This window comes from Mycobacterium sp. NGS16 (genome assembly GCF_059813225.1).
This window is the reverse complement of the sequence record NZ_JCALEE010000013.1, coordinates 83,902-107,529: the sequence shown is the minus strand read 5'-3', so window position 1 is coordinate 107,529 and position 23,628 is coordinate 83,902. Positions and strand designations below refer to the sequence as shown.

Annotated in this window: 26 protein-coding genes and 1 tRNA gene; 19 read left to right on the top strand and 8 right to left on the bottom strand. The window is 68.9% G+C overall.

What is annotated here, in order from left to right; genetic code table 11:
• Positions 1 to 31 precede the first annotated feature (31 nt).
• Genes AC5Y4Q_RS20960 through eccE form a run of 4 tightly spaced genes read left to right on the top strand, consistent with a single transcriptional unit; the run spans position 32 to position 4,841 of the window.
• The gene (locus tag AC5Y4Q_RS20960) at positions 32 to 907 is read left to right on the top strand and encodes an ESX secretion-associated protein EspG (protein ID WP_499960125.1); all 876 of its coding nucleotides are present in this window, start codon (positions 32 to 34) and stop codon (positions 905 to 907) included.
• 45 nt (positions 908 to 952) lie between these two features.
• Complete coding sequence (eccD, locus tag AC5Y4Q_RS20955; RefSeq protein ID WP_499960124.1) at positions 953 to 2,380, top strand: type VII secretion integral membrane protein EccD; 1,428 nt, start codon at positions 953 to 955, stop codon at positions 2,378 to 2,380.
• Positions 2,377 to 3,858, top strand: coding sequence for a type VII secretion-associated serine protease mycosin (gene mycP, locus AC5Y4Q_RS20950; RefSeq protein WP_499960123.1), 1,482 nt, complete (start codon positions 2,377 to 2,379; stop codon positions 3,856 to 3,858). The genes eccD and mycP overlap by 4 nt, the downstream gene beginning before the upstream one ends.
• Complete coding sequence (gene eccE, locus AC5Y4Q_RS20945; protein WP_064922845.1) at positions 3,855 to 4,841, top strand: type VII secretion protein EccE; 987 nt, start codon at positions 3,855 to 3,857, stop codon at positions 4,839 to 4,841. Before mycP ends, eccE begins: the two co-directional genes overlap by 4 nt.
• Here eccE and AC5Y4Q_RS20940 read toward each other — a convergent pair.
• The 3 genes from AC5Y4Q_RS20940 to bluB form a co-directional block, all read right to left on the bottom strand.
• A complete protein-coding gene (locus AC5Y4Q_RS20940; RefSeq protein ID WP_064922847.1) occupies positions 4,838 to 5,992 on the bottom strand; it encodes an alpha/beta hydrolase family protein in 1,155 nt (384 codons plus the stop codon). The genes eccE and AC5Y4Q_RS20940 overlap by 4 nt on opposite strands.
• An 82-nt stretch (positions 5,993 to 6,074) precedes the next feature.
• Positions 6,075 to 6,974: an amidohydrolase family protein gene (locus tag AC5Y4Q_RS20935; RefSeq protein ID WP_125225849.1), complete on the bottom strand. Its 900-nt coding sequence runs from the start codon at positions 6,972 to 6,974 to the stop codon at positions 6,075 to 6,077.
• Positions 6,971 to 7,621 carry a 5,6-dimethylbenzimidazole synthase gene (gene bluB / locus AC5Y4Q_RS20930; protein WP_064922851.1) on the bottom strand — a complete coding sequence of 217 codons (651 nt, stop codon included), beginning with the start codon at positions 7,619 to 7,621 and terminating at the stop codon, positions 6,971 to 6,973. Before bluB ends, AC5Y4Q_RS20935 begins: the two co-directional genes overlap by 4 nt.
• Positions 7,622 to 7,658: 37 nt before the next feature.
• Between bluB and AC5Y4Q_RS20925 the strand changes: the two genes are divergently transcribed.
• Genes AC5Y4Q_RS20925 through AC5Y4Q_RS20910 form a run of 4 tightly spaced genes read left to right on the top strand, consistent with a single transcriptional unit; the run spans position 7,659 to position 9,583 of the window.
• The gene (locus AC5Y4Q_RS20925; protein WP_064922853.1) at positions 7,659 to 7,997 is read left to right on the top strand and encodes a hypothetical protein; all 339 of its coding nucleotides are present in this window, start codon (positions 7,659 to 7,661) and stop codon (positions 7,995 to 7,997) included.
• On the top strand, positions 7,994 to 8,644 hold the full coding sequence (locus AC5Y4Q_RS20920; protein WP_499960122.1) for a phosphatase PAP2 family protein: 651 nt from the start codon (positions 7,994 to 7,996) through the stop codon (positions 8,642 to 8,644). Before AC5Y4Q_RS20925 ends, AC5Y4Q_RS20920 begins: the two co-directional genes overlap by 4 nt.
• Positions 8,631 to 8,867, top strand: a complete 237-nt coding sequence (locus AC5Y4Q_RS20915; RefSeq protein WP_064922857.1) for a hypothetical protein — start codon at positions 8,631 to 8,633, stop codon at positions 8,865 to 8,867. Before AC5Y4Q_RS20920 ends, AC5Y4Q_RS20915 begins: the two co-directional genes overlap by 14 nt.
• Positions 8,868 to 8,926: 59 nt before the next feature.
• Positions 8,927 to 9,583 (top strand): L,D-transpeptidase family protein, encoded by a 657-nt coding sequence (locus AC5Y4Q_RS20910; protein ID WP_064922859.1) that lies wholly within the window; start codon positions 8,927 to 8,929, stop codon positions 9,581 to 9,583.
• Positions 9,584 to 9,589: 6 nt separating this feature from the next.
• Here AC5Y4Q_RS20910 and AC5Y4Q_RS20905 read toward each other — a convergent pair whose 3' ends face one another.
• Positions 9,590 to 9,892, bottom strand: coding sequence for a DUF732 domain-containing protein (locus AC5Y4Q_RS20905; protein ID WP_082952700.1), 303 nt, complete (start codon positions 9,890 to 9,892; stop codon positions 9,590 to 9,592).
• Between the two features lie 16 nt (positions 9,893 to 9,908).
• Positions 9,909 to 10,211, bottom strand: a complete 303-nt coding sequence (locus AC5Y4Q_RS20900) for a DUF732 domain-containing protein (protein WP_064922861.1) — start codon at positions 10,209 to 10,211, stop codon at positions 9,909 to 9,911.
• A 241-nt stretch (positions 10,212 to 10,452) separates the two neighbouring features.
• Between AC5Y4Q_RS20900 and AC5Y4Q_RS20895 the strand changes: the two genes are divergently transcribed.
• The gene (locus AC5Y4Q_RS20895) at positions 10,453 to 11,598 is read left to right on the top strand and encodes a PPE family protein (protein ID WP_234786404.1); all 1,146 of its coding nucleotides are present in this window, start codon (positions 10,453 to 10,455) and stop codon (positions 11,596 to 11,598) included.
• An 11-nt stretch (positions 11,599 to 11,609) separates the two neighbouring features.
• Complete coding sequence (locus AC5Y4Q_RS20890; protein ID WP_082952701.1) at positions 11,610 to 12,848, top strand: PPE family protein; 1,239 nt, start codon at positions 11,610 to 11,612, stop codon at positions 12,846 to 12,848.
• Position 12,849: 1 nt separating this feature from the next.
• Here AC5Y4Q_RS20890 and AC5Y4Q_RS20885 read toward each other — a convergent pair whose 3' ends face one another.
• Positions 12,850 to 13,467, bottom strand: coding sequence for a TetR/AcrR family transcriptional regulator (locus AC5Y4Q_RS20885; RefSeq protein ID WP_064922865.1), 618 nt, complete (start codon positions 13,465 to 13,467; stop codon positions 12,850 to 12,852).
• 39 nt (positions 13,468 to 13,506) lie between these two features.
• On the opposite strand from AC5Y4Q_RS20885, the gene AC5Y4Q_RS20880 reads away from it, so the two are divergent.
• The 5 genes from AC5Y4Q_RS20880 (at position 13,507) to AC5Y4Q_RS20860 (ending at position 17,872) form a co-directional block, all read left to right on the top strand.
• Complete coding sequence (locus AC5Y4Q_RS20880) at positions 13,507 to 14,733, top strand: hypothetical protein (protein ID WP_064922867.1); 1,227 nt, start codon at positions 13,507 to 13,509, stop codon at positions 14,731 to 14,733.
• A gap of 89 nt (positions 14,734 to 14,822) precedes the next feature.
• Positions 14,823 to 15,557: a hypothetical protein gene (locus tag AC5Y4Q_RS20875; RefSeq protein WP_064922869.1), complete on the top strand. Its 735-nt coding sequence runs from the start codon at positions 14,823 to 14,825 to the stop codon at positions 15,555 to 15,557.
• Between the two features lie 100 nt (positions 15,558 to 15,657).
• Positions 15,658 to 16,044: an Rv0313 family protein gene (locus tag AC5Y4Q_RS20870; protein ID WP_064922870.1), complete on the top strand. Its 387-nt coding sequence runs from the start codon at positions 15,658 to 15,660 to the stop codon at positions 16,042 to 16,044.
• A 75-nt stretch (positions 16,045 to 16,119) separates the two neighbouring features.
• Entirely contained in the window at positions 16,120 to 17,013 is an 894-nt protein-coding gene (locus tag AC5Y4Q_RS20865; RefSeq protein WP_064922882.1) for a glycoside hydrolase family 16 protein, read from the top strand.
• Positions 17,014 to 17,050: 37 nt separating this feature from the next.
• Positions 17,051 to 17,872: a glycoside hydrolase family 16 protein gene (locus AC5Y4Q_RS20860; protein WP_064922872.1), complete on the top strand. Its 822-nt coding sequence runs from the start codon at positions 17,051 to 17,053 to the stop codon at positions 17,870 to 17,872.
• On the opposite strand, the gene AC5Y4Q_RS20855 is transcribed toward AC5Y4Q_RS20860, so the two are convergent.
• Positions 17,869 to 18,678, bottom strand: coding sequence for a hypothetical protein (locus AC5Y4Q_RS20855; protein WP_064922874.1), 810 nt, complete (start codon positions 18,676 to 18,678; stop codon positions 17,869 to 17,871). The genes AC5Y4Q_RS20860 and AC5Y4Q_RS20855 overlap by 4 nt on opposite strands.
• Before the next feature lie 473 nt (positions 18,679 to 19,151).
• Here AC5Y4Q_RS20855 and AC5Y4Q_RS20850 point away from each other — a divergent pair, with 473 nt between their 5' ends.
• A complete protein-coding gene (locus AC5Y4Q_RS20850; RefSeq protein WP_131809462.1) occupies positions 19,152 to 20,705 on the top strand; it encodes a deaminase in 1,554 nt (517 codons plus the stop codon).
• A 289-nt stretch (positions 20,706 to 20,994) separates the two neighbouring features.
• Positions 20,995 to 21,156, top strand: a complete 162-nt coding sequence (locus AC5Y4Q_RS20845) for a hypothetical protein (RefSeq protein ID WP_234786405.1) — start codon at positions 20,995 to 20,997, stop codon at positions 21,154 to 21,156.
• A 62-nt stretch (positions 21,157 to 21,218) separates the two neighbouring features.
• On the opposite strand, the gene AC5Y4Q_RS20840 is transcribed toward AC5Y4Q_RS20845, so the two are convergent.
• Positions 21,219 to 21,292: transfer RNA gene (locus AC5Y4Q_RS20840), tRNA-Gly, on the bottom strand.
• 147 nt (positions 21,293 to 21,439) lie between these two features.
• Here AC5Y4Q_RS20840 and dcd point away from each other — a divergent pair.
• Entirely contained in the window at positions 21,440 to 22,012 is a 573-nt protein-coding gene (dcd, locus tag AC5Y4Q_RS20835; RefSeq protein WP_064923405.1) for a dCTP deaminase, read from the top strand.
• Between the two features lie 109 nt (positions 22,013 to 22,121).
• Complete coding sequence (locus tag AC5Y4Q_RS20830; RefSeq protein ID WP_207516032.1) at positions 22,122 to 23,609, top strand: DUF7159 family protein; 1,488 nt, start codon at positions 22,122 to 22,124, stop codon at positions 23,607 to 23,609.
• The last annotated feature ends 19 nt before the right edge of the window (positions 23,610 to 23,628 follow it).

The following is a 23,628-nucleotide window of genomic DNA, read 5'->3' as shown; positions in this document are numbered from 1 at the left end:
CAGGTGATCTGCTCGACGAAGGAAGGCTGCGATGGGGACTGAACCCAACGCTGCCGAACTGACCGTCGAGCAAGCCTGGTTCATCGCGGAAACCGTTGGCGCCGGGTCCTTCCCGTGGGTATTGGCGATCACCATGCCCTACACCGACGCCGGGGAACGCGGTGCGTTCATGGCCCGCCAGCGCGACGAACTCACTCGGATGGGTGTCGTCTCGCCGGACGGCACAGTCAATCCGGCTGTGGCCGAATGGATCCGGGTGGTGTGCTTCCCGGACCGTTGGCTGGACCTGCGTTATGTGGGTTCACCGTCCGGCGGGCCCACCGAGATGTTGCGCGGCATCGTGGCTCGCCGCGACCGGGGCGCCGGGAAACCGACCCGGACGGTGGTCGCGCTGCGCAATGCCCAACTGGTCACCTTCACCGCAATGGACATCGACGACCCGCGGCTGCTGGTCCCGGTGCTCGGGGCCGGGCTGCGGCAGCGCCCGCCGGCGAAGTTCGACGAGTTCACCCTGCCCGCCCGGGTCGGAGTGCGCGCCGACGAACGGCTGCGCGCCGGCACCCCGCTCGCCGAAGTCCTTGACTACCTGGGTATCCCAGCCTCGGCGCGACCGGTCGTGGAATCGGTGTTCTGCGGTCCACGCAGCTACGTCGAAGTTGTCGCGGGCTGTGCCCACAATGGCCGCCACTCCACCACCGAGGTGGGGATGAGCCTGGTCGACACCGACAAGGGCCGGATCCTGGTCACCCCGTCGCAGGCATTCGACGGCGAATGGGTATCGACCTTCCGGCCCGGAACCGATTTCGCGACCGCCGTCGCGATCGAACAGCTGACCGCCACGCTGCCCGACGGGCAGTGGTTCCCCGGTCAGCGCCTGTCCCGAGATTTCACCACCCAGCTGACGTAAGCAGCGAAAAGAACGTCCTCGCAGAGAAAAGAACAGGGAACATCAATGACCGAAGCCCCGGTGCTGACCAGCGCCGCCATGCCGATCGTCCGCATCGCGGTCCTGGCCGACAGTCGGCTGACCGAGATCGCCGTGCCCGCGGAGTTGCCGCTGCGCGAAATCCTGCCTGCGGTGCAACGCCTGGTGGCCCCCGACGCCGGTGACGACACCGAACCCACCGTCGGTGCGGCGACCCGTCTGAGCCTGGCGCCCGTCGGCGGCGCGCCGTTCAGTCTGGATGCCAGCCTGGACACCGTCGGCGTGGTGGACGGCGACCTGCTGGCACTGCGGCCGGTGCCGGTCGGGCCGGCGGCTCCCGGCATTGTCGAGGACATCGCCGACGCCGCCGTCATCTTCTCGGCGTCGCGCCGTAAACCCTGGGGAGCCACGCACATTCAGCGCGCCGCGCTGGCTGCCGGGGTCGCGTTGGTGGTCGCGGCCACCGGTCTGGCCACCGCCCATCGCGCACTCACCGGCGAACCGGCCGGTCTGTTCGCGGTGGCCGCCATCGCGCTGGTCAGCGTGCTGGCGGCGCTGGCGACCCGGGCACGTTCGGCCGACGCCGCCCTGACCCTGGCGATCGCGACACTGGTACCCGTCGCAGCCGCCGGCACCCTGGCGGTGCCCGGCCTGTTCAGCCCGGCGCACGTGGTGCTGGGCGCGGCCGCGGTCAGCGCATGGTCGTTGATCTGCCTGATCCTGCCGCCGGGCGGTGAACGCGGCATCGCCTTCTTCACCGCGGCCATGGTCGCCGGGGTCGGTGTGCTGGCTGCGGCTGCCGTCAAATCCTTCTGGGAACTGCCGCCTCTCAGCCTCGGCTGCGGGCTGATCACCGCCTCGTTGCTGCTCACCGTGGCCGCTCCGCAGATCTCGGCGTTGTGGGCGCGGCTGCCGCTGCCGGTGATTCCGGCGCCCGGCGACCCGACCCCGTCGGCGCTGCCGCAGAGCGTGCTGGAAGACCTGCCGCGCCGTGTTCGCGTCACCGACGCCCACCAGACCGGCTTCATCGCCGGCGCCGTGCTGCTTGCCGTGCTCGGCTCGGTGGCCATCGCCGCTGTGCCCGAGGGGCTTTCGGGGTGGGCCTGGTATGTGGTCGCCGGCATCGCGGTGGCCTCGGTGCTGCGTGCCCGGGTGTGGGATTCGGCGTGGTGCAAGGCCTGGCTGCTGGCTCAGCCGCACCTGACGGCGGTCGTACTGCTGGCCTGCTACGCCGCGACGGGCCGCTACGCGGCCGCGTTCGGCGCGGTGCTGGTGCTGGCCGCCCTGGTGGCCGTGTGGGCGGTGGCCGCCCTGAGCCCGACGGTGGCGTCGCCGGAGAGCTACTCGCTGCCGGTGCGGCGGCTGGTGGGCTTTTTGGCTTCCGGCGTCGACGCCACTCTGATCCCGGTCATGGCCTACCTGGTCGGCATTTTCGCCTGGGTCCTGTCTCGATGACGTCACCTGACACCCGCGAGTGTGCGGTTTTGTCCGTCCCGCCCGGCGTGTCGCGGACAGAACCGCACACTCGCCGGGGAACCACGGCGCGTGGGGTCGGAATCGCGGCGCTGGTCGCGCTGCTGACCAGTGCACCGGCCTCGGCGATCACCCCGCCGAAGATCGACCCGACGGTGCCGCCGCCCAGTGGAGCGCCGGGCCCCGTTGCCGCGATGGAACAACGTGCCGACTGCGCCAGTTCGGGCCTGCTGCCCGGCAGCGACCTCAGCACCGCAACCGGCGGGCAGCGGATGCTCGACCTGCCCACCGCCTGGCAGTTCTCCCGCGGCGAGGGCCAGACGGTGGCCGTCATCGACACCGGCGTCCGGCCCGGCCCGCGGCTGCCGGCGGTGGACCCGGGCGGGGACTACCTGGGCACAACCGACGGGCTGACCGACTGCGACGGCCACGGAACGCTGGTCGCCGGGATCATCGCCGGCCAGCCCGCACCGGACGGCCAGGACGGTTTCACCGGGGTGGCCCCGGCAGCGCGGCTGCTGTCACTGCGAACCGCGTCGGCGACCATCTCGCCGCGGCTGGCGGGGGATGACCCCCGGACCACCCGCGTGGTCACCGATATCACCGCGCTGTCGCGGGCCATCGTGCACGCCGCCGACCTCGGGGCGCGGGTCGTCACGATCGCCACCACGACCTGCCTGCCCGCTGACCGCAACGTCGACCAGACCGCCCTGGGTGCGGCGCTGCGCTATGCGGCGGTGGAGAAGGACGTGCTGATCGTGGCGGCCGCCGGCGACAGCGGCCAGACCGGATCGGTCGGCGGCGGCGGCGAAGCGTGCGAGTCCAATCCGCTCACCGACCTCAGCCGGCCGCACGACCCGCGCAACTGGACGGGTGTCACCTCGCTGTCGGTGCCGTCGTGGTGGCATCCCTACGTGCTGTCGGTGGCGTCGCTGTCCCCGACGGGCCAGCCGTCGGCGTTCACCATGGCCGGTCCCTGGGTCGGCGTCGCCGCCCCGGGCGAGGGCATCGTCTCGGTCAGCAACCGCGACGACGGGGGTCTGGCCAACGGGCTGCCCGGTAACCAGGGCAGGCTGGTGCCGCTCACCGGCACCGGCTACGCGGCCGGCTACGTCGCGGGGGTGGCCGCGCTGGTCCGCAGCCGCTACCCCGAGCTGAACGCCATGCAGGTGGCGCACCGGATCGTCTCCACCGCCCACAACGGCGCCCGCGCGCCCTCGGATGTGGTGGGCGCCGGCACCATCGACCCGGTGGCCGCCCTGACTTGGGAACTGCCGCCTACCGCCGATCCGGCCAACCCCCCGTCGAAGAAGCTCTCGCCGCCGCCGGCCCCCCAACCCGAGGACCCGGCCCCGCGGATCGTGGCCTTCGCCGGAACCGCGCTGCTGGCCGGGCTGGTCGCCGCCGTCGCCGTCGGCGCAGCGGCTGCCGCCCGCCGACGAAAGGAAAACCAGCTGTGAGCCCGCTCCGTTCGACCATTCCCCGGCCCGGGCCGGGAAGAATCACCCTGGTGTTGCTGGCTGTCGTGCCGGCGCTGATGGCCTACCCGTGGCCGAGCACCCGGGACCGCTGGGTGCTCGGCGTGGGTGTCGCCATAGCGATCCTGCTGCTGAGCTGGTGGCAGGGGCTGTATCTCACCACGATCGTGCGCCGCCGGCTCGCCATGTCGCGCTCACGCCGCGGCGTGCACACCGACCGGCGATCGGCCTCCGGTGCGCGGGCCACCGCCGCGCTGCGGATCTCGGCTTCGGCGGCCGGAGATGCGTTGCCGCTGTCGCTGATCGCCGGCTACCTGAACCGATACGGGTTGCGGGCCGACGCCGTGCGCATCACCAGCCGCGGTACCCGGCCCGACGGTGCTACCGCCACCTCCGACACCTGGATCGGCCTGACCTATTCGGCCGCACCGAATCTGGCGGCGCTGCAGGCCCGTTCGCCGGAGATCCCGCTGCAGCGCACCGCTGACATCGCAGTCCGGCGTCTGGCTGACCATCTTCGTGAGATCGGCTGGGACACCGCACTGGTCGCCGGCGACGAGATCCCCGCGCTGTTCGACGCGGGTGCGCGGGAAACCTGGCGGTCGGTTGTGGACGGCTCGGGTGAGCATGTCGCCGCCTACCAGGTCGCTATCGATGCGGCGCTGGCAGACACCCTGAGCCGGATCCGGGCTGCCAACGCCGGGGAGACCTGGACGGCAGTGGAATTCGCCGACGACGGCGGTCAGCTGACCGTCGCCGCGGCGTGCGCCCTGCGCACCGGGTCGGCGCCCGATGGAGCGGCTCCCCTGGCCGGTCTGGTGCCCGAGCAGGGCAACCACTACGGCGCGCTGTCTGGCTTGCATCCGCTGTCGGGGAGTCGCCTCGACGGGCACACCGCGCTGTCGGACGGTGAACTCGCCGGACTGCGCTGGCCGGTAACGGCAGCCGGAGTGGCCGCGCGTTAGAACATGAACTCCCTCAGGAAGGCGGTCATTCGGCGCAGGTAGGCCGGCTGGCTGACGTGCAGGATGTGGTTGCCGGGGAACCAGTGCAGTGCGCAACGATCCCAGTGCTGCCACAGCATTTCGGCCTGCTCCGGTGGTGCCAGCCGGTCACCGAGGCCGGTGATGATCAGCCGCCGGTCCTTGGCCACCAGCGGCGGATAGTTCAGCGGGGAGTGATACGCCGTGGCGGCGGTGAAGTCGTCATAGTCGACCCGGCCTAGCCGCTGCCCGGCGCGCACCACCATGTTGGCCGGGAACCAGTCCCGGATCTCCGAGTCCACCGAGACCACCGGAACGTTCGGGATCACCGCCTCCAGGCGGGGTTCGACGGCGGCCAGCAGCGCGCTGGTGTAACCGCCCAGTGACAGGCCGGTCAGTGCGATGCGGTCGACACCGGTGGACTCCAGATAGTCGACCACCGAACGGAAGTCGTGAACGGCTTGGGCCATGGCCTCGGCGAAGCCCGACATGCCGTGCGAGAAGATGCCGTATCCGCTGAACGGCGAATACTTTTCGGCCCGCCGACCGTGGAACGGCAGGGTGAACAACACGACGTCGTAACCGGACCGGTAGAACCAGGGCAGCGAGAAGAACAGCCCGTTGAACAGATAGGCCGACCCCATGAATCCGTGGATCACACACAGTGTCGGCCGCGGCCCGTCGTCGTGGCGCCAATGCTGGAATCGGGCGGTGTTGTTCTGGGTCAGCGCACTCCAGGAGTCCCGCAGGGCCGGGTTGACCGCTTCGAAACCACTGCGGAACGCCACGTTTTCCACCACCCCGCGGGCCACCCGCTCGGCAAGCGGATTGGCCCGCCGCGACGAGATCCGGGGCAGTGCGGTCGGGGCGGGAAATGCGCGGACCGGGTCGTGTTCGGCGGCCACCTCGGCGTAGAACGCCAATCGTTCGCGTTCCCGCCGCGACTGCTCACGCCCGACCGCCGTGGTCAGCACCGACGGGATTATCGCCGCCGCGACCATGGACGCGACCGTGGTGCGTAAGCCGATATCCGCCCACGCCGAGGCATCGACGATCAGCTTGTCCCGCAACGACAAGTCGCTGCGGAGCGGCAGGCCGTGCGCGCCGGCGTCCTCGCCCGGAACGTCGGGCATCGGGAGAGGCGGAGTCAGCGGGGTGGCGTCAGAGGTCACAGTCGCCGGCCTTTCTCGGGTCCGGTCGCCCCGCGGGGCACCGTCAACCGGATGGTAGCGCGATCGCGAACAGCCGCGCGGCATTGTCGTGCAGAACGCCGGCCAGCCAGGCATCGTCGATGCCGGGGACTGCGGCGAGGGCAGTCAGTGCGTCACGGTAGCCGTACGGGATGTTCGGAAAGTCGCTGCCGAATACGATCCGCTCGGCGGCAGCGCGTAGTCGTGGCCGTTCGCCGGCCGGAAACGGCATGAGTTCGTCGACAAACGCGGTGAATGCCATCGTGGTGTCCAGGTGTACGGCGGACGAATTCAGGCAGATGTCGAGGAAATCACCGTATTCCGGCATGCCCATGTGCGCGATGATCAAGGCCAGCCGCGGATGTCGCCGCAGCAGCCGCCGAATCGGGTCCGGCCCGGTGAACCGCCCGGGCTGCGGTCCGGAGCCGCAGTGGATGACGACCGGGATGCCGGAATCCTCGATCGCACCCCAAACCTCGTCGAGCAGTGGGTCATTCGGGTCGTAGTCGCCGACCTGGATGTGCGCCTTGAAGACCCGGGCTCCGGCACGGATCGCCGCATCGACGTAGTCGGCCGCACCGGGTTCGGGGTAGAACGTCGCGGTGGCCAGGCAATCCGGTGCCTGGCGGGCGAATTCGGCAGCCCACTGGTTGAGCCACTCGGCCATCTGTGGCTTGTGCGGATAGACCAGTGAGGTGAATCGGCGCACCCCGAACGCCCGCAGCGTGTCGAGCCGGTGGGCCTCATCGGTGCGGTAGGTGATGGGCCAGCTGCGTCCCACCATCGGGCCGGCCGAGTCGAAGTAGTTCCATACCTTGTCCAGCACCGACTTCGGCATGAAATGGGTGTGCACGTCGATGATCCCCGGCAGTCCGAGCTGAGACCAGATCCGCCGCACCGCAGCGGCTTCGTCGTCGTGGGTCATGCGCGCTCCCAGCGGTTCTCCGAGACGAACTCATCCAGCGGGCGCCGGTAGGCCCAGTCGTCCAGTTCCAGCGCCGGCCGGTCGGGAAACTCCGGGACCGGGCCCAGGCACAGGATCGCCACCGGCTCGGCGTCGGCCGGCATGCCCAACAGCGCTGCCAGCGGTTGCGGTTCGAACAGTGACACCCACCCCATGCCCAGACCTTCGGCCCGCGCGGCCAGCCAGAGGTTCTGGATGGCGCACGACACCGATGCCAGATCCATCTGCGGCAAGGTGCGGCGTCCGAAGATGTGGGCCTGCCTGCCCTCGCGCAATGCCACCACGAACAGTTCGGCGCAGTCGCGGATGCCTTCCACCTTCAGCGCCAAGAATTCCTGTTCGCGCTCACCCAGCGCGCGGGCGGTGCGGTGGCGCTCCGCGTCGACCAGGGCGTGGATGCGATGCCGCAGGCTGTCCTCGGTGATCCGGACGAAGCGCCACGGCTGCATGAGCCCCACACTGGGGGCAGCGTGTGCAGCGGCCAGCAGGCGTGCCAGCACGTCGGGGTCGACGGTGCTGTCGGGAAGAAACCGGCGCATGTCCCGGCGCTCGGCGATCACCCGGTATACGGCTTGGCGCTCCTGGGCGGTGAAGGAAGGATCAGCCACGCGATCATGCTAGGAGCCACACGAAGGGAGGCCCGCCATGAAACGGTCAGAATTGCTCGACCAGCTGTCCACCGATTCCGCCGGAAGCCTGGTCTACGGCGAACCGCACCAGACCCCCGACGGCACCACGGTCATCACCGCCGCCCGGGTCCAGGCGGGACGCGACGGCTCCTCGGTGCGGGCCACGCCGCTGGGCGCCATGGTGATCCGCGGTGACAACGCCCGGTGGGTGGCCGCTGTCAATGCGGACCGCATCGCGTTGGTGGGGGTGCTCACCGGCTTGCTGTCCGCGGTGATCGCCTCGCTGGCGGTGCTGCGCCGCCCGCCGTGGCCGGACCTGCGGGCCATCGGTGCTCCCCGCGACGGCGCCTCATGAGGGCTTCGAGCTTGCGGGTGACCGCGTTGGCCTCGGTGGCGGCCGCCGCCGCGGTCTATGTCGTGATGCTGGTGGGCTACTGGCAGGGCTGGGGCTGGCTCGCCGCCGCCGACGCCGCCGCGCTGGACGCCAGCTATGCCATCGGGATCAAACACCAGGGCTGGGTGCGGTTCTGGGACGGGCTGTCGACGGTCTTCGAACCGGCGGTGTTCCGGCTGCTGGCCATGGTGGCGGTGGTGGTCGAGGTGGTGCGGCGCCGGTTGCGGCCGGCGCTGTTCCTCTTGGTGGCCGTCGAACTGAGCGGCATGCTCACCGTCTTGGCCAAGGGGTCGGTCGACCGGCCCCGCCCGGTGACCGCGTTGGCCGCGGCGACGTCGTCGTCGTTTCCGTCCGGGCACGCGCTGGGGGTGACGGTAGGGGTCGGCGCGCTGCTGATCCTGACCCTGCCGTTGCTGCGGCACCGGGCCCGGCTGGTGGCGGTGGGTGTCGGCGTGCTGGTGGTGGCCGCGGTCGGCGTCGCCCGACTGGCGCTCAACGTGCACCATCCCTCCGACGTGTTGGCCGGCTGGGCGCTGGGCTGGGCCTATCTGGTGGTCTGGGCGGTGCTGCTGCGACCGTGGCAGGATGATCTTGATGACCAGCTGTGAACCCGACCCGGTCGGGGCGCTTGTCTGCTCGCGCAAAGGCTGCACCGCCGACGCGACCTTCGGCATGCTGTGGAACAACCCCAAGCTGCACACCCCGCAACGTCGTAAAGTCTGGCTGACCTGTCCCGAGCACCGGGAGTACTTCCGCGACTATTTGTCGTCGCGCGGCCTGCTCAAGGGCGAGGCGCCGGTCGAAGTGCTTGCGCGTCGCGCCGAATCCTGAAGCCCGGCACGCCGTGGCCGGTGTTTGACCCGCCCCCGGCGTGCCCCGATGATGAGTCAATGCGCCGACTGCTGAGCCTGTTCAGCGCTGCGGTGTGCACCGCCGGTGCGACGCTCGCCGCGTCGCCGGGCGCCCAAGCCGATCTGACCCCGTGGTTCGCGCGGTCGGTCGGCAACGCAAGCCAGGTGATTTCCGTTGTCGGCGTGGGTGGTTCGGACGCCAAGATGGATGTCTACCAGCGCGGTGCGTCGGGATGGCAGCCGGTTGCCGCAGGTATCCCCGCCCACGTCGGCTCGGCCGGGATGGCGCAGAAGGCCAAGAGTGGCCATCCGGCGACGCCGATGGGTGTCTTCACCTTGCCGTACGCGTTCGGCACCGCACCGAATCCCGGTGGCGGACTGCAGTATGTCCAGGTCGGGCCGGACCACTGGTGGGATGGCGACGACCACAGCCCGACCTTCAACACCATGCAGGTCTGCAAAAAGGCGCAGTGTCCGTTCGACACCAACGAGAGCGAGAACCTCCAGATCCCGCAGTACAAGCACGCCGTGGTGATGGGCGTCAACACCGCTCGCACACCAGGCGACGGGGCGGCGTTCTTCTTTCACACCACCGACGGTGGCCCGACCGCAGGCTGCGTGGCTATCGACGATGCCAAGCTGGTGCAGATCATTCAGTGGCTGCGCCCCGGCGCGGTGATGGCTATCGCGCAATAGGCCCTATCAGGCCTCGGCGCAATACATCGACCGGGCGATCCCGACGAACTGGTGCGCCTTGGTCAGGGTCAGGCCCGGGTTGGCGTTCTTCACGCCCTTGGCGGCCTGATTGGTGCTGTGACCCGACGCGAGGTACTCGCATACCGTGTGGCCACCGGCCACCGCGTCGGCGGGGTTGGGGTAGGAGATGCCCATCTGGTCGAGAGCGCCCAGGAAACCGGTGTCGGAAGGCTCGGCGGCCGCGGGCGCGGCCAGACCCAGCAGACCCGCCGCCGCGACGGCGGCCAACAAAGGGGTGCCAACCTTCATGGTTTCCTCCGTGAAACTAGTTAGGGCAGAAGGCGCTTCGGGAAAACGCCACGAATCGGGCGGCGTTCTTCACCGACAGGCTGCGGTTGGAGATCTTCAGAGCCCGCGCGGCCGCATCCGGCCCATGCCCGGCATGCAGGTAATCGCAGACCTGCCGGCCGACCGCGACGGCCTCCTGGGGGTCGGTGTACTCGATGCCCGCCTGGTCGACCGCGGAGAGAAACGCGGCGTCGGGGTCGATCTCGGCGTGCGCAGGTGCGGCCAGGCCGGCCAATGCGGCGGCCGCGACCGCGGTCAGGATCCATCGTGGGTGCTTCACAGTGCAATTAGCATCGCTGCCCCGCATTAATCAACAGCAGCCGAAAAATGAATGCCAGATGAACACCACCGGTCCGGTACGCGACCATTGCGTCCTACTGATGTCCGCGCCCTCAACAGTTCATCGACAAGCCACCGTGTTGACCACTTCGCCGTAACCTCCGGTTCACCTGAACCGCGTTTCGTTAATCCCCGCATAACCAATGAGTGCCGACACCACAGGAGCTGAGCGAGGAGACGCCGTGTACCTGGACTACGGGGTACTGCCTCCGGAGATCAACTCCGGACGCATGTACACCGGCCCCGGATCCGGATCGATGCTGACCGCCGCCGCCGAGTGGGAGAAGTTGGCCGCCGAACTGCACACCGCCGCGGCCGCATATGACTCGGTGACTTCCGGATTGGCCACCGGGCCCTGGACCGGCCCGGCGGCGACGGCGATGGCCGCTGCCGCACAGCCGTACGTGGCCTGGCTGCGCGGTACCGGCGCCCAGGCGGAGCAGACGGCGCGGCAGGCCTCGGCCGCCGCGGAGGCCTATGCGGTCGCGGTGGCGTCCGTGGTGCCCCCGGCGGTGATCACCGCCAACCGCGTCCTGCTCAAGCAGCTGGTAGCCACGAACTTCTTCGGGCAGAACTCCCCGGCGATCGGTGAGGCCGAGCGTCAGTACGCCGAGATGTGGGCCCAAGACGCCGCCGCCATGTACCGCTACGCCGGTTCCTCGGCCGCCGCGTCAGCGCTGACCGCGTTCAGCCAACCGCCGCAGACCACGAAAGCCTCCGGTCAGGCCGCCCAGTCCGCCGCGGTCGCTCAGGCCGGCGCCGCAGCGGCCGCCAACGACACCACGACGGCGTTGTCGTCGCTGACCTCGATCATCGGTCAGATCTCGCCGTTCACCGGGCTGGCGACCCAAGGTATGAGCGCCACCATGACGGGGTGGTCCGGCACCGCGAACATGCTCAGCAACATCAACAACGGCATCGGTCTGACCGCGTTCACCGCCGAAAACCCGGGCGGCCTGGGCGAAATCCTCAATCCGCCGTTTCTCGGACCGGCCGGCCTGGGCCTGGGCGCGCTGAACCCGGGCGGTGCGGGTCTGGGCGGTGCGGGCTTGTCGGCAAGCGCGGGCAACGCCCTCAAGATCGGCGGGCTGTCGGTGCCGCACGGCTGGGCGATGCCGGCCACCCTCGCCTCGAACGTCACCCCGGCCGGGATGGCGATACCGGCGTCCGGCGCGCCGGTGGGACCGGCCGTCCCGGGCGGCATGCCGGGAACGGCCTTCGGCGAGACCATGCTCGGCACCCTGGCCGGCCGGGGCTTGGGGGCCGCGACGGCCCGCGCCGCGTCGAACCGGCGCACCGTTGTCCCGCGACCGCCGGCCGCAGGCTGATCCGAACCGACATGGACTTTGCGCTACTTCCCCCAGAGATCAACTCCGGGCGGATGTATACCGGCCCGGGGGCGGCACCGATGCTCGCGGCGGCGGCCGCCTGGGACGCCCTGGCCGCCGACCTCGAGACGGCCGCCGTTGGCTACTCCGAGGTGATCGCCGGCCTGATCGGCCACCAATGGTCCGGACCGGCGTCGGCGGCGATGGCCACGGCGGCGGCTCCCTACGTGGCATGGCTGCAGGAAAGCTGCGCCAAGGCCGAACAGACCGCGCTGCAGGCCCAGACGGTGGCCGCGGCCTATGAGACCGCGTTCGCTGCGACGGTGCCGCCGGCGGTCGTGGCCGCCAATCGGACGCTGCTCGCGACCCTGGTCGCGACCAATTTCCTCGGGCAGAACACCCCGGCGATCGCCGCCACCGAAGCGCAGTACGCCGAGATGTGGGCGCAGGACGCCGCGGCGATGTACGCCTACGCCGCGGCCGCGGCGCCCGCCGGCGCCCTGCCGCAGTTCCATCAGCCGCCGCAGACCACCAACCCGGCCGGGGTCAGTGCCCAGTCCGCTGCGGCATCTCAGGCGGCGGGCACCAGCGGCCAGACCCAGCTGAACAGCTCGCTACAGGCTGTGCTGCAACACTTATTGGCACCGACCGGCTCCTCCGACACCCCGCCGGCGTCGTTGGCCGACCTGCTGAACCCGCTGACGCCCTACACCAGCGTCGCTGCCAGCGGGATCAGTTTCGATTCGAGCATGTACACCGTGGTGAGCAACGGCGCCGGCTGGGGCCGGCTGTTGTTCGTCCGCGGGGGTGTCGAGGGCGCGTTGACCTTCGAGGGGCTGGGCCCGCGGGGCGTGCTGTCGGCTGCCACCACGCCGACAGTGGGGGCGGGGCTGGGCCGGGCCATCCCGGTCGGGGGGCTGTCGGTGCCGCCGACTTGGGCCACCGCGGCACCGGAGATGCAGCCGACCGCATTCACCCTGGCTGCCGCCGAGACCCGATTGCCGGCCGCGGTCGGTCTGCCGCCGGGGGCGGCGTTCCAGGAGGCGATGATGGGCACGACCGCGGGCCAGGGCGCAACGACCGACACCACCAGCCGTCGCGGCCAGAAGACCGGAAAGAAGAACGACGAGCAAGACGGGCAACCGGTCACCACGCTGACCAACGGCAACGGCTGGCTGGCGTCGTCGTGGGCGTATCACAACCGGCCGCGGGAATCCCAGCCGCTTCCGGCGCACTGGCGGACCGGGTAGTTCAGTCGCGCTCGCGCTGCAGATAATGCGAGACCATCTCGATCAGTGTCCGCCGCTCGGATTGCCAGTCGAAGGCGCCACCGATGATCATCTGCGCCAACACGATTCCTCGTAGCGCTGCCCAGATCACCTCGGCCACACCAGAATCCGCCGGGTCATCGGAGACCAGCCGGCCCAGCCGGTTGATGGCGGAGTTCATCTGCAGCAGGTGCTCGTGGGACTGCTCGCCGAGGCTGCCGCGGGTGGCCCGCAGGATCTCGAACGCCGCCAGCGACGTCGGGCTGGCATAGCAGCGCCAGGCGGTGTCGACGACGACCTCGATGCGCTGCCGCAGTTCCAGGTCATCGACCTCGACCGCCGACAAGCTGGCCAGCAATTGGGCCACGCCTTCGTCGACGACGGCCATCAGCAGGCCGTTGCGGTCACCGAAGTGGTACTGGATGACGCCCCACGTCACCCCGGCCCGTTCGGCGACGTGTTTGGCGTTCGCCGCGCCGAACCCCTCCTCGAGGATGCAATGCACCGTCTCGTCGATGATGCGGGCCCGTGTGTCGTCGCCGCGCTTGCGGGGCGCGCTGGTTCGCCGCGTTGGCCGGCCGGTGCCGGCGGGAACAGTCATTGTTGACTTTATAACATAGTCACGTCTATTTTTTCGTCTGTGACCACTTCCAGGTATGCGTCGCTCTCCCGCGACGAGTTGGCCGTGCTGGTGCCCGAGCTGTTGTTGATCGGGCACATGATCGACCGCTCCGGAATGGCCTGGTGCATCCAGGAATTCGGCCGCGAGGAGATGCTTCAGATCGCCATCGAAGAGTGGGCTGGCTCCAGTCCCGTCTACACCCGGCGCATGCAGCGCGCGCTGGGTTACGTCGGTGATGACGTGCCCACCATCTTCAAGGGCCTGCAGTTCGACATCGGGTCACCGCCGCAGTTCATGGACTTCCGCTTCACCGTGCACGACCGCTGGCACGGGGAGTTCGAGCTGGCCAGCTGCGGTGCGCTGCTGGATGTCGAGCCCATGGGTGACGACTACGTCTTCGGGATGTGCCACACCATCGAAGACCCGACGTTCGACGCTACCGCGGTGGCGACCAACGTCCACGCGCAGTGCCGTCCGGTGCACCGGCCGCCCCGCACCCCGGCCGACCGCCAACCGCACTGCTGTTGGACCGTCATCATCGACGAGTCCTATCCGCCGGCCCAGCCGATCCCCGCGCTGGAGGTGATCAGTCAAACCCGCGCCGCCACATGGGAACTCGCTGACATCGATCGCTCCGACGACGGCCTGGCCGACTACAGCGGGCCGCTGCTGTCCGACGTCGACTTCACCGCGTTCTCCCATTCGGCGCTGGTGCGCATGGCCGACGAGGTGTGCCTGCAGATGCACCTGCTGTACCTGTCCTTTGCGCTGGCGGTTCGCGCCCGGGCCGCCACCGACGAGGTGGCCGCCTCGGTGGGCCGACGCCAGCTCACCGGGCTGGCCGGGCTGGGCGCGATGCGCATCAAGAACGCCCTGCGGCTCTCCGACGACATCGCCGGGGCGCTGCGCACCTTCGAGTTGCACCCGCTGCTCAATCCGATCGGCTACCTGCGCGCCGAGGTTGGCGATGGCCAGATCACGGTGCGGCACTCGCCCGCGCACGACGACGGCGCCTGGATCACGTTGTGCACGCCGGCCGAGGTCAACCCGCTGCAGGCCATCGCGACCGCGGTCAACCCGCAGCTGCGGGTGACGGTCGACGGGTCGGACACCGACTGGACCGCCCGGTTGACCGAGAGCGACACCCCGGCCGCCGAACTGCCCGAGGTGATGGTCACCAAGGTCAGCGGCGGGGCGAACTTCGTGTTCCGCCCCCGCAGGTCACTGCCGCTAACAGTTGTATAAACGTGTGGTCTCGGCGGTGGCGGCGCACCGCGCCCGGCCTCTAACGTGGTGACGATTCCCCGCCGTTGTCGATCCAAGGTAAGCCGCATATGTACGACCCGCAGGACGACGAGGTCACCCGGGAAGCCGACGCAATCGAAGCAACCGAGCTGGCGCCCACGGTGACGTCTGCCCCCGGGACCGGTTCGGTCGTGGGCGCCTTGGCCTGGTCGCAGGAGGACGGCAACGCCAGCGCCGAACCGGTGCCCTACGTCGACGAGTTCTACGACCAGACGCCGGGCACCGGCCGCCGCCCCGTCGCGCCACCGCCCCCGCCGCCGGTCCCGGCCCGGCGGCACCCGTCGCAGTGGCCGCGCTACGCGCTTGGTATCGGCATCCTGGTGGCGCTGATCGCCGTCGCGGGCGCCCTCTACAGCCTGGCCCGCACCTCCGAGAAAGAGGCGCCGGTGCAGCCGGACACCAGCGCCGTGGTGGTGCCGCCGGCCCCGTCGTCCAGCGCCGTGCCGCCGTCGCCCGCGCCCGTTGTCCCGCCACCGCCGCCGGCGGCCACCACCACGGCGCCGCCCCCGGTGACCACCACCGAGCCGCCGGTCACCACCACCACGACGGTGCCGCCCACCACCACCACCGCGCCACCGAGCACCACGACGACAACGGCGCCCCCCACCACCACGGCGCCGCCCACCACGACCGCGCCGCCGACGACCACGGTTCCCCCGAGCACCACAGTTCCCCCGACCACCACCACGGTGCCGATGACGACGGAGTACCTGCGGATTCCGTTGGTGCCGATACCGATTCCGATCACCGTTCCGGAGAACTAGCGTCCGATCGCCGGTGCCGGCTGCTTGACGCTGGCCGGACCCTGCCGCCGCAGGCACACTGGGGTGTGGCCACCGAGGTGGGGCCGGTAAGGAGCGAGCCATGAGTGACGACGGCGCCTTCGGATTCGATTCCGAGGACTTGGACCGGATGATCCGCGAGGCGGGCGAGGGCCTGCGCGCGGCTTTCGACCGCTTCGCCGGCGGAGTCGCCTCGGCGGGAGGCCGGGCGGGCTGGGGCGCGATCTTCGCCGACCTGGCCCAAGCGGCGCGTTCCGGGCCACCGACCACCGGCGAGACCGGTGATGGCGTGTGGGCCATCTACACCGTCGGCGACGACGGGGCGGCGCGCGTGGAGCAGGTGTACGCCACCGAGCTCGACGCCCTGCGGGCCAGTCAGCGCAACCCCGATCCCAAACGAAAAGTACGGTTTTTGCCGTATGGAATAGCGGTCGGTGTGCTCGACGACAGCGCCGGCGAAAACGAGTGAGCTAGCCCACTGACAGGCGGGGCGCGGTTGGTTTGACACCGTTCCGGGGTGGGTTACATTCCCACCGTGCCCGAGATGAACCGCCGCCAAGTCATGTTGATGCTGGGTGCCGGGGCGCTGGCCGCTGCCGCCCCGAACCCGCTGGCCAGAGCCGTTCCCGCGCCTCCCGGAGCGCCTGGCGACCCGGCGCAGCCTCCCGCCGCGCCGGCCGATCCCGCCGCCCCGCCGGCCGCCGCCAAGCCCGGCGCCTTCCTCTGGCATGACGAATTCGACGGCCCGGCCGGTTCGGCCCCCGACCCGTCCAAGTGGACGATCTCCAACCACCGCACCCCGATCCGCCGCCCGGTCGGCTGGGACCGGCCGGAGTACTTCTACCAGTACCGCGACGACCGCAAAAACGTCTTCGTCGACGGCAAGTCCAATCTGGTCATCCGGGCCACCCAGGAGGGCAACACCTACTTCGGCGGCCTGGTCCACGGCAACTGGCGCGGCGGCATCGGCACCACCTGGGAAGCCCGGATCAAACTGAACTGCCAGACCGCCGGCTGCTGGCCCGCCTGGTGGTTGTCCAACGACGATCCTGGCCGCGAAGGCGAGATCGACATGATGGAGTGGTACGGCAACGGCGAGTGGCCGTCCGGCACCACTGTGCACGCCAACCCCTACGGCACCGCGTTCGAAACGTTCGCGTTTCCGGTCGACGGCAACTGGCACACCTGGCGGGTCACCTGGAACTCCAGCGGCATGTACTTCTGGCAGGACTACGCCGAGGGCATGGAGCCCTACTTCTCCGTCCCGGCGGTGGGCATCGAGAACATCGAGGAACCCGGCCGCGAGTGGCCGTTCAACGACCCCGGCTACACGGTGTTCCCGATCCTGAACCTGGCCGTCGGCGGGTCCGGGGGCGGGGATGCCCGGCAGGGGTCCTACCCGGCGGACATGCTGATCGACTGGGTGCGGGTCTTCTAGCCTCGCGCCGGGCGGTCATCAATGCGACCATGCGAAGGTGCCCGAGATGAATCGCCGCAGCATGATGTTGACCACCGGGATCGGGATGCTCGCCACCGCGATGCGCGTGCCGGAGGCCTGGGCGCAGCCGGCGCCCACCGGTCCGCTGCCCACTGCCCCGGCCCAGAGCTACCTGTTCAGTGACGAGTTCGACGGTCCCGCCGGTTCGGCCCCCGATCCGGCGAAGTGGACGGTGGCGCGAGCGCGCGAATCGATGAAGGACCCGACGTTCTGGGAGCGGCCCGAAAACGTCGGGCAGTACCGCGACGATCGCCAGAACGTGTTCCTCGACGGCAAGTCCAACCTGGTGCTGCGCGCCGCCAAAGACGGCAACACCTACTACAGCGGCAAGGTCCAAAGCCGCTGGACCGGCGGCATCGGCCACACCTGGGAAGCCCGCATCAAACTCAACTGCCTGACCCCCGGCGCCTGGCCCGCCTGGTGGATGGGCAATGAGGATCGCGGCGAGATCGACGTGCTGGAGTGGTACGGCAACGGCAACTGGCCGTCGGCGACCACCGTCCACACCAAAGCCAACGGGGCCGAATGGGCGACCCACCAGATCGCGATGGACAGCGCCTGGCACACCTGGCGGTGCCGGTGGGATTCCGACGGCATCCGGTTCTGGCGTGACTACGTCGACGGCGCGGCGCCGTACTTCACCGTACCGGCGAACTCGATCGCCGACTGGCCGTTCAATGACCCCGGCTACCAAGTGTTTTCGGTGTTGAATCTGGCCGTCGCCGGCTCCGGCGGTGGCGATCCCGGGCCGGGCAGCTACCCCGCGGAGATGCTCGTCGACTGGATCCGGGTGTCCTAGCCGGCGGTGTGCTCGTCGAGCCAGGCCACACCTTCTGCTGCTGATCGGAACAGCGCGCCGCGCTCACCGAAATAACCGGCGATCGCCCCGATCCCGGGCAGGACACTCAGGCGCTGGTAGAGCTTGTTCGGGTGCGGCCGCTTGGCGGCCTCCTCGAAGGTCGCCCGCAGGATCCCGGCCAGCTGCCACAGGGTTCGGGCGACGCCCCGGCGTTGCGGCAGGGACTCGGCTTCGGGCGGTGTCGGCACGTGGACGTCGTCGGGCAGTTCGCGCCGGCACAGCACCGCGGCGAGCAGCCGGGCCTGCTCGCGCCGGTCGGTGACGCCGTACTCGCGGGCCAGCGCGCACAGCACGATCGCCTGGTTGACGAATCCAGCCAGCTCACCGACCGGCACCACCCGGGCCAGCCACCCGAAGATCCGCGGGGTGGCCACCACGACGGTGTTCAGCGCGCCGACCCGGTGCACCCACCAATGGACGCGCTGCTCACTGCTCATCTGCTCCCAGGCCGCGGTGCCGGGCAAGTCGGCGGCGTTCATCAATCGCGCTCCGGCGTTGCGGGCCCGCTCGGCGTTGCTGGGCCCGCGGCCGGCTTCCCGGCGGCGCCGCCTCAGCTGGATACGGCGGATCCGCTGGGTCAGACCGCGGGGCGCGGTCAGCAGCCGATGGGTGCGCTCCCGCAGACCGATCGGGTCGGCTTGGGCGAGCAGGTCGAGCAGCGGGTTGATGATTGCCACCGCGCGACCCAGCGCGTCGGCGACCTCGGCGTCGGTGAGGGTGATGTGCGACTTGGGGAACAGGCGCATGGTGTTGATTGTGCATCGCTGGGCGACGTGGAGCCGATGACGGGAATCGAACCCGCGTTCTCAGCTTGGCGACTGCTCGACAATCGGAGTACGTGCAAGTTTCCCAAAGTGTTGTGGGGCGCCGTCATTCGGTTTTTTGGTACCGCGAGGTACAGGTAAGTCCGTGCCAGATTCGGCGCGTTAATGCGGGGAAAGTGCGGAGCGCGCGCAAACACCCCGGCGAGCGCCAAGCGGCGAGTTAGTCACTGCGTTGTTCGGCGATTCCGAAGGGGTGGTCTTGTGTCGGCCGGCATAACGAGACGCGCGCGGCAGCAGCGCGGGCACTACAGCCCGGTAAAGACAGCCTGGCGAAGACAGCATTTTGATAACGATGGTCGTCTAACGGTGCTGGGCTTCCCACCCGCCTGAGTATCGTAAGACGGGCTAATCACGACTGATAGCTAACTTGTAGTCTTCTGGGGAAGGTGGCGTTGATGGCCGGCGACAACGCCCTGCGCCCGGAGATCGTGATTGGACTAGTCGGTGCGCTAGGGACCAACCTTGCCCGGGTCGAAGAGGCACTTGCGGATGCGCTCTTGTCGGTGGGTTATACCCACAGGACTGTTCGTGTGAGCGACAAAATCTTGTCATTCTACGAAGAGTTGAACCTACCGGCGCTGCAGGAGTCGGCGACTCCAATCGACCATTTGATGGATCTTGGCGATGAATTGCGCCGACACCACGACGACGGCGGCGTGGCCGCAGCCATCGCTGTTTCAGCTATTTCGAAGCAGCGATATGACGAGTTGGGCGACGCTGCTGCCGATGGCGCTGAGCGAGATTCTGTGGCTTCGATCGTGAGGCAGCTGAAGCATCCTGATGAAGTCCGGCTACTGCGTTCGGTATATGGACCCCGCTTCGTTCTCCTGGGGGCGTGGTCGCCGAAGGCCGAACGCGAGGACTCAACTAATCGCCGTCTTCGCAGCCTGGTGCCCAGCGAAGAAGACGGATGGTACGACCAGCACGTCTCGCTGCTGATGAATCGCGATGAGAAGGACGGATCGGAGGAACTTGGCCAGCGAGTTCGCGATACCTTCGAACTGGCCGACGCATATGTCGCGCTTCGGGCTGGCCATCAAATCCGAGAAGAGATCGGCAGGATCGTCCGTCTCCTGTTTGGCGCGCCCTTCGAAACTCCAACGCGCGACGAACAGGCGATGTTTCAAGCTTCGGGCGCGCGTATGCGCTCATCCGCCGGCGGGCGGCAAGTTGGTGCCGTCGCTGTCGATGACTGTGGAGAGTTGCTGGCGAGCGGGACCAATGAGGTACCGAAGGCTGGCGGGGGTCAGTACTGGGAAGGGGACAAGCCAGATCACCGCGATTTTCGGAGGGGAGCGGATTTTAACGACCAGGAAAAGTTACTTGTTGTCGCGGACCTGCTTGACAGGTTGAAGACCGCGGGGGACTGGCTAACACCCGAGATGAATGGTCTGCAGTCAAGAAAGCTAGCTGAACGGGCACTGGCGAACGATGGGCCGTTCCGTCAGAGTCGCGTAACGGACTTGCTTGAGTTCGGGCGGATTCTGCACGCTGAGATGGCACTCATCTGTACTGCCGCGCGTAGAGGTACCCCGCTTGACGGTGCGACTATGTACTCAACTACTTACCCCTGCCATCAATGCGCCCGTCTGATCATTGGTAGCGGTATCGATCGCGTTGTGTACATCGATCCTTACCCGAAATCGCTAGTACCGCGCATGTATGGCGAAGAGGTTTCCGACGGGACCGAAACGAACGGGAAGGTTGCTTTTGTGGCCTTCGCGGGGGTAGCGCCCCGCCTCTTCCCGAACGTTTTCGCTATGGTCGGACGGAAGCGGGATCCCGTGACGGGGGAGTACCTGCCTTGGGTTCCGAAACTGGCTCAGCCACGGTTGGTCTCTGCAGCGGTTCTGCGGTATCCGATCCAGGTCGCTGAGGATGTAGTTATCAACAAACTTGCAGCTAGATTCGACGAAGGCGGCGAGTCGCGCGAGGAAAATTCACCTTGAGATGTCACTCTCAATCTGGCTTCAACGGCGAAAACTTGTGGGTGGTGTCTGTTTCAATGTGCAGATGGGATGGAACCCAGAGCATGGGATGGAACCCAAGGGAGAAGGCCAGTGAGTAACGACCAAGGTTGGGTCCGCGGAGAGTTTGCAAGGGCTCGGGAGCGGTCTGCCAACGTGCCAAGCGGAGCCAGGCCTGTGGTCAGCGGACCGTCGGGTTCGCGTCCCAGCGCGTCTTCTGCAGCGTCTGACCGGAGCAATCCACAGGGCAGGTAGCTTCCTTACTGCGCTGATGATCATCGAGCCCTGGCGGGGCTCGCATGGGCCGACGCTCAACTTCTGGCTGCCGCGGTCGTTCGACTTCTGCACTGCGGCGGATCCGGTCGGGTCGCTGCGCCGTCGTGTTTCCGTGGTGCGCCGGTCACCGCACGCGGCACTGCCGTCTGAGTTGTGACCTTGGGTGACCCTGAGTGGTTGATTCAGCCGGGTGCGCATCGTGTCGGCGCTGGTCAGAGGTGGAGCCGATGACGGGAATCGAACCCGCGTTCTCAGCTTGGGAAGCTGATGTTCTGCCATTGAACTACATCGGCATTGCTGCGCTAGCAGGCTAGCATCTGGGCGCGCGCTGCCTGCGAGAGTGCATCTTCATCCGCCGGACGCGGCGTGTTGCGGATGAAACCGCGCAGTCGGCGCCCAGGCTCCGGTCACGCGCGGCGGTCAGCGGATACGCTCGTGCGGTGCTGCTCTCCGATCGCGACCTGCGGGCCGAAATCGCCGCCGGCCGGCTGGGCATCGACCCCTTCGATGACGCCCTGGTACAGCCGTCCAGCGTGGACGTCCGCCTCGACACCATGTTCCGGGTGTTCAACAACACTCGTTACACCCACATCGACCCCGCCCAGCAGCAGGACGAGCTGACCACGCTGGTCGAACCCAAACCCGGGGAGCCATTCGTGCTGCACCCCGGCGAATTCGTGCTCGGTTCCACCCTGGAGTGCTGCACCTTGCCCGAGGATCTGGCCGGCCGGTTGGAGGGCAAGTCGAGCCTGGGCCGGTTGGGCCTGTTGACCCACTCCACCGCGGGATTTATCGACCCGGGGTTCTCCGGACACATCACCTTGGAGCTGTCCAACGTGGCCAACCTGCCGATCACATTGTGGCCGGGGATGAAGATCGGCCAGCTGTGTCTGCTGCGGCTGACCAGTCCGGCGGAGCACCCTTACGGCAGCACGCGGGTAGGGTCGAAATATCAGGGCCAGCGCGGGCCGACGCCGTCCCGCTCGTACCAGAACTTCATCAGCTCCGGTTAGCCCTTCGGATGCGACAGCCACCATGCGGCTGCGATGAAGCCGGTATCGGCTGGCCCTGTCGGGGGTATGTCCCTCAACATTGGCCGATCAGCAGCGGGTGGAGGTTTCGGTGGACATCGTTCTCGGGGTGTCGGTAGCGCCCTCGACGGTCCGCATGGTGTTGGTGGAGGGCGAAAGCGCCAACGGGGTCACGGTGGAGCATGACGACTTCGAGGTCGGAGCCGGCGCCCAAAGCGCCCCCGAACGGGTGGTCTCGGCGATCCTGGGGACCCGGGAAGGTGCCCGCGAAGGCGGCTATCAGCTCAGCTCGACCGGGGTGACCTGGACCAATCCGGGCGAGGCCGCTGCGCTGCGGGATGCCCTGGTCAGCCACAAAGTCGAGAACGTGATGCTGGTCTCGGCGTTCCTGGCGGCTGCGGCGCTGGCCCAGGCCGTGGGCAGTGCGACCAGCTATGAGCGGACGGCGTTGCTGTTCGTCGAACCGGATGTCGCCACCCTGGCGGTGGTCAACTCCGACGACGGCTCGATCAGCGAGATTCACCGGCAGCCGCTGTCGCGCGATGACGCCAGCGCCGTCGGCGAGCTGACCGAGATGGTGGCCGGCGCCCCACGGTTGGAGTCGCGTCCCGACGCGCTGTTCGTGGTCGGCGCGGGTGGGGTCAACGTCGCGGCGATCAAGCCGGAACTCGACAAGGCCAGCACATTGCCGGTCAGCGCGCCCGAGGAACCGGACATGGCGTTGGCCCGCGGGGCGGCGCTGGCCAGCGCGCACGCCCCGCTGTTCACGTCCTCTACCCGGGCGATGGCCTGGGCGCAGGACCCGGGTACCGGAGCACTGGGCCCGGGGCTGGTCCAAGCCGGCTACGCCTACGTCGCGCCCGAGTCGGTGGACTACAACGCGACCTCCGATATCGAGCCGCTGGCCTACAGCGCGGTTCCGGACTTCGCCGACAGCGGCTACCTGCCCTCGGGGATCCAGGACGTCGTCGACCGTCCCGAACTCGTCGACTCCCGCCTGCTGGACTTCAGCACCGGGGTCCAGCAGCGGGAACGCAAACCGATGCTGGTCACCGGTGGGGTGGCGGCACTGTTCGTGGTCGGCGTGCTGGCCCTGGCGGTTGCGCTGGCGGTGGGCATGCGCGCGGCCAATCACCATGGGCCGGACGTACGGGCCAACGTCGTCACCCATCAGCCGCGGCCGCCCAAGGCTGCCGTTCCGCCGCCGGCTCCGCCACCGGCGCCGGCCCCGGCGCCCCAGCCGGAAGCTCACCCGGCGCCGCCGCAAGCCCCCGCGCCGGTTCCGCGGGCACCGGCTCCGGCGCCGGCCGCTCCTGCACCGGCGGCACCACCGCCCCCGCCGCCCCCGCCGGCTCTGCCGCCGCCGATGATCCCGAACCTGAACATTCCCGGTCTTCCCGGCGGTCCGCCGATCCTCGGCCCGCCCCGGGGTGGCTGGGGCCGCGGCGGCTGGGGAGACGACGACTGGGGTCCTGGAGGCGGTCACGGCCGAGGCGGTGGACACGGCGGTGGCCATGGCAAGGGCCGCGGTGGTGGCGGGATTCCGATCCCCCTGCCGATCCCTGGCCTGCACTTCTAGTGGGGATTTACCCCCAAAG

Bases quoted from the DNA above. Each gene is read 5' to 3' on its own strand.
- AC5Y4Q_RS20920 (WP_499960122.1), top strand. From the start codon at position 7,994: ATGAGGGCTTCGAGCTTGCGGGTGACCGCGTTGGCCTCGGTGGCGGCC.
- AC5Y4Q_RS20915 (WP_064922857.1), top strand. From the start codon at position 8,631: ATGACCAGCTGTGAACCCGACCCGGTCGGGGCGCTTGTCTGCTCGCGC.
- AC5Y4Q_RS20850 (WP_131809462.1), top strand. From the start codon at position 19,152: ATGGCCGGCGACAACGCCCTGCGCCCGGAGATCGTGATTGGACTAGTC.
- AC5Y4Q_RS20875 (WP_064922869.1), top strand. From the start codon at position 14,823: ATGTACGACCCGCAGGACGACGAGGTCACCCGGGAAGCCGACGCAATC.
- AC5Y4Q_RS20890 (WP_082952701.1), top strand. From the start codon at position 11,610: ATGGACTTTGCGCTACTTCCCCCAGAGATCAACTCCGGGCGGATGTAT.
- AC5Y4Q_RS20885 (WP_064922865.1), bottom strand. From the start codon at position 13,467: ATGACTGTTCCCGCCGGCACCGGCCGGCCAACGCGGCGAACCAGCGCG.
- AC5Y4Q_RS20855 (WP_064922874.1), bottom strand. From the start codon at position 18,678: ATGCGCCTGTTCCCCAAGTCGCACATCACCCTCACCGACGCCGAGGTC.
- AC5Y4Q_RS20925 (WP_064922853.1), top strand. From the start codon at position 7,659: ATGAAACGGTCAGAATTGCTCGACCAGCTGTCCACCGATTCCGCCGGA.
- AC5Y4Q_RS20935 (WP_125225849.1), bottom strand. From the start codon at position 6,974: ATGACCCACGACGACGAAGCCGCTGCGGTGCGGCGGATCTGGTCTCAG.
- AC5Y4Q_RS20940 (WP_064922847.1), bottom strand. From the start codon at position 5,992: ATGCCCGACGTTCCGGGCGAGGACGCCGGCGCGCACGGCCTGCCGCTC.
- AC5Y4Q_RS20960 (WP_499960125.1), top strand. From the start codon at position 32: ATGGGGACTGAACCCAACGCTGCCGAACTGACCGTCGAGCAAGCCTGG.
- AC5Y4Q_RS20870 (WP_064922870.1), top strand. From the start codon at position 15,658: ATGAGTGACGACGGCGCCTTCGGATTCGATTCCGAGGACTTGGACCGG.
- AC5Y4Q_RS20845 (WP_234786405.1), top strand. From the start codon at position 20,995: ATGATCATCGAGCCCTGGCGGGGCTCGCATGGGCCGACGCTCAACTTC.
- AC5Y4Q_RS20910 (WP_064922859.1), top strand. From the start codon at position 8,927: ATGCGCCGACTGCTGAGCCTGTTCAGCGCTGCGGTGTGCACCGCCGGT.
- AC5Y4Q_RS20865 (WP_064922882.1), top strand. From the start codon at position 16,120: ATGAACCGCCGCCAAGTCATGTTGATGCTGGGTGCCGGGGCGCTGGCC.
- mycP (WP_499960123.1), top strand. From the start codon at position 2,377: ATGACGTCACCTGACACCCGCGAGTGTGCGGTTTTGTCCGTCCCGCCC.
- eccD (WP_499960124.1), top strand. From the start codon at position 953: ATGACCGAAGCCCCGGTGCTGACCAGCGCCGCCATGCCGATCGTCCGC.
- AC5Y4Q_RS20905 (WP_082952700.1), bottom strand. From the start codon at position 9,892: ATGAAGGTTGGCACCCCTTTGTTGGCCGCCGTCGCGGCGGCGGGTCTG.